The sequence below is a fragment of the Pseudomonas defluvii genome (assembly GCF_001695625.1).
Lineage (GTDB): Bacteria > Pseudomonadota > Gammaproteobacteria > Pseudomonadales > Pseudomonadaceae > Aquipseudomonas > Aquipseudomonas defluvii.
This window is the reverse complement of record NZ_MBPN01000209.1, coordinates 1-3,629: the sequence shown is the minus strand read 5'-3', so window position 1 is coordinate 3,629 and position 3,629 is coordinate 1. Positions and strand designations below refer to the sequence as shown.

3 protein-coding genes are annotated in these 3,629 nt (G+C 60.2%); all 3 read left to right on the top strand.

Annotated features, from left to right (window positions below; genetic code table 11):
* Nucleotides 1-1,383 (top strand): ribosome biogenesis GTPase Der (der, locus tag EKA13_RS26345; protein WP_065761962.1); only part of this gene is annotated, 1,383 nt, incomplete at its 5' end.
* A gap of 136 nt (nt 1,384-1,519) precedes the next feature.
* Entirely contained in the window at nt 1,520-2,668 is a 1,149-nt protein-coding gene (locus tag EKA13_RS26340) for a pyridoxal phosphate-dependent aminotransferase (protein WP_065761961.1), read from the top strand.
* Nucleotides 2,656-3,447 carry an amidohydrolase gene (locus tag EKA13_RS26335; protein ID WP_065761960.1) on the top strand — a complete coding sequence of 264 codons (792 nt, stop codon included), beginning with the start codon at nt 2,656-2,658 and terminating at the stop codon, nt 3,445-3,447. Before EKA13_RS26340 ends, EKA13_RS26335 begins: the two co-directional genes overlap by 13 nt.
* Nucleotides 3,448-3,629 lie beyond the last annotated feature (182 nt).

The window sequence follows — 3,629 nt, the reverse complement described above, 5'->3', positions numbered from 1 at the left end:
ATCGTCGGCGACCTGTCCGGTCTGACCCGCGACCGCCAGTATGGTGAGGCGCGCTGGCAAGGGCGTTCTTACATTCTGGTCGACACCGGTGGTATTTCCGGTGACGAGCAGGGCATGGACGAAAAAATGGCCGAGCAGTCGCTGCTGGCCATTGAAGAAGCCGATGTAGTCCTGTTCCTGGTGGATGCCCGTGCGGGCCTGACCGCCGCCGACCAGATGATTTCCGAGCACCTGCGCAAGCGCAACAAGCGCTCGTACCTGGTGGCGAACAAGATCGACAACATCGATCCGCAGATGGCCATCGCCGAATTCTCGCCACTGGGTATGGGCAATGCCTTGCCTGTGGCCGGTTCCCAGGGCCGTGGTATCAATGGCCTGCTGGAAACCGTGCTGGGTGAGTTCCCGCGCGACAAGGACGAGGAAGAAGTCGACCTTAACGTCGCCGAGGGCGAGGAGGCCGTGCGCATTCCTGGTCCGAGCGAGAAGGACGGGATCAAGATCGCCATTATCGGTCGTCCAAACGTCGGCAAGTCGACGCTGGTCAACCGTATGCTCGGCGAAGAGCGGGTGATCGTCTATGACCAACCCGGCACCACCCGCGACAGTATCTACATTCCGTTCGAACGTAATGAAGAGAAGTACACCCTGATCGACACGGCCGGGGTGCGCAAGCGCGGCAAGATCCACGAGGAAGTTGAAAAGTTCTCGGTGGTGAAGACCCTGCAGGCGATCAAGGACGCCAACGTGGTGATCTTCGTCATGGACGCCCGCGAAGGCGTGGTTGACCATGACTTGAACCTGCTGGGCTTCGCTCTGGAAGCGGGCCGTGCGCTGGTGATCGCCCTGAACAAATGGGACGGCATGCAGCCTAGCGAACGCGACTACGTGAAGACCGAGCTGGAACGTCGGCTGTTCTTCGTCGACTTCGCCGACATTCACTTCATTTCGGCGCTGCACGGCACTGGCGTGGGCAACCTGTATCAATCGGTACAGGCCTCGTTCAAGTCTGCGGTAACCCGTTGGCCGACCAGCCGCCTGACCCAGATCCTCGAAGACGCGGTCAGCGAGCACCAGCCGCCGATGGTCAATGGTCGCCGGATCAAGCTGCGTTATGCCCACCTTGGTGGCGCCAACCCGCCGCTGATCGTGATCCACGGCAACCAGGTTGAAAAGGTACCGAAGTCGTATTCGCGCTACCTTGAAAACACCTATCGCCGGGTACTGAAGCTGGTCGGTACGCCGATCCGCATCGAGTACAAGGGCAGCGATAACCCGTACGAAGGCAACAAGAACACGCTGACCGACCGCCAGGTCAACAAGAAGCGTCGTTTGATGTCGCACCACAAGAAAGCCGAGAAGAAGCGCAAAGACAAGCGCAAGTAAGCTTTCAGGCCTAATCGCCGGCTGTGCCGGCGATTAGGATCACCTAACCTTTTTCCTGACCGTTCAATCCGCTATGCTCGGGGGCTTACCTCCCGTGCCGCCTCGAGCCGGATGTTCTGTGTAGAAAGAGGGTTACATGATCAGCAGCAAGTTGCCGAACGTCGGCACGACCATCTTTACCACCATGTCCCAGCTCGCCGCGCAAACCGGCGCCCTGAACCTGTCCCAAGGGTTTCCCGACTTCAATGGCCCGCAAGAACTGCTCGATGCGGTAGGCCGCCATATTGCTGCCGGGCACAATCAGTATTCGCCGATGACCGGCTTGCCCGCCTTGCGTGAGCAGGTTGCAGCAAAGATCGCCCGCAGTTATGGCGTAACGGTTGATGCCGACACTGAAGTGACCATTACTCCCGGTGCGACGGAAGCTATTTTCTGTGCCATCCATGCGGTGATTCGCGCGGGTGACGAAGTGATCGTTTTCGACCCGTGCTACGACAGCTATGAGCCATCGGTGGCGTTGGCCGGTGGTCGCTGTGTGCATGTGCAGTTGAACCCCAACGATTTCTCCATCGACTGGCAGAAATTCAGCGATGCGCTCAGCCCGCGTACGCGGATGATCATTCTGAACTCGCCACACAACCCGAGTGGGGCGCTGATCAGCCGTGCCGAACTGGACCAGTTGGCGGCATTGATTGCCGAGCGCGATATCTACCTGATCAGCGATGAAGTCTACGAACACCTGGTGTTCGATGGCGTAAGCCACGCGAGCGTTCTGGCCCATGAGGCTCTGTATCAGCGCGCTTTTGTGGTCAGCTCGTTCGGCAAGACGTATCACGTCACGGGCTGGAAAACCGGTTATGTGGTTGCGCCGCCGGCCTTGAGCGTGGAGTTGCGCAAGGTTCACCAGTACGTGAACTTCTGCGGCGTGACCCCGCTGCAATGGGCGCTGGCCGACTTCATGGCTGCGCACCCGGAGCATGTCGAAGAATTGCCAGCCTTCTATCAGGCCAAGCGTGATCTGTTCTGCGACCTGCTGACGCCCTCGCGCTTCACCTTCAGCCGCGCGGCGGGCACCTATTTCCAGCTGGTGGACTATTCGCAGATCCGCCCCGACCTGAACGATCTCGAGATGTCCGTGTGGTTGACCCGTGAACACGGCGTGGCGACCATCCCGGTATCGGTGTTCTACCAGCAACCTATTCCCGAACAGCGCCTGGTGCGCCTGTGTTTTGCCAAACGCGAGGAGACGCTGCGTCAAGCAGCGGAGAAACTATGCGCGATCTGAGCTCACTGCCTAACCTGAGCGTTGCCCTGGTCCAGACCACATTGGCGTGGCAGGACCGGTTGGCCAACTATGAACATTTTGAAACCCTGATGGAACAGGCCCGTGGCAGCGATTTGATTGTGCTGCCGGAGATGTTCACGACCGGGTTTTCCATGGACTCCGAACGCCTAGCAGAGCCTGAGAATGGCCCGACGTACAAATGGCTCAAAAGCCAGGCGAAGAAGCTCAACGCGGTGATCACCGGCAGTGTGATCATCCAGGCCGCGGACGGCAGCCATCGTAATCGGCTGCTCTGGGCGCGCCCAGACGGCGAAATCCTGCACTATGACAAGCGTCACCTGTTCCGTATGGCCGGCGAGCACAAGCACTACACGCCCGGCGAGCGCCAGGTGCAGTTCGAGATCAACGGCTGGCGGGTGCGCCCACTGATTTGCTATGACCTGCGTTTCCCGGTCTGGAGCCGTGACCCTCAGGACACCGACCTGCTGCTCTATACCGCCAACTGGCCGGCAGCACGGCGTCAGCACTGGAACCGGTTGTTGCCGGCTCGCGGTATCGAGAACCTCTGTTATGTGGCCGCGGTGAACCGGGTGGGTACAGACGGCAAAGGCTTTGCCTACACGGGCGACAGCCAGGTGCTGGATTTCCAGGGTGAGAGCCTGCTCAGCGCGGGAGAGGCGGATGGTGTGTTTACCGTGGTGTTGAGCGCAGCCGACCTGGCAGCCTACCGTACGCGTTTCCCGGCGAACCTGGACGCCGACGTCTTCGAGTTGCAGTAAGCGTCATCGCAGGCAAGCCAGCTCCAACAACCTGTAGGAGCCGGGCTTGCCCGCGATGCAGCCGCCGCGAACTCACGGCCACCCCACCGACGCCATCGCAGGCAAGCCAGCTCCAACAGAAAGTGCAACCTGTAGGAGCCGGGCTTGCCCGCGATGCAGACGCCGCGAACTCACGGACACCC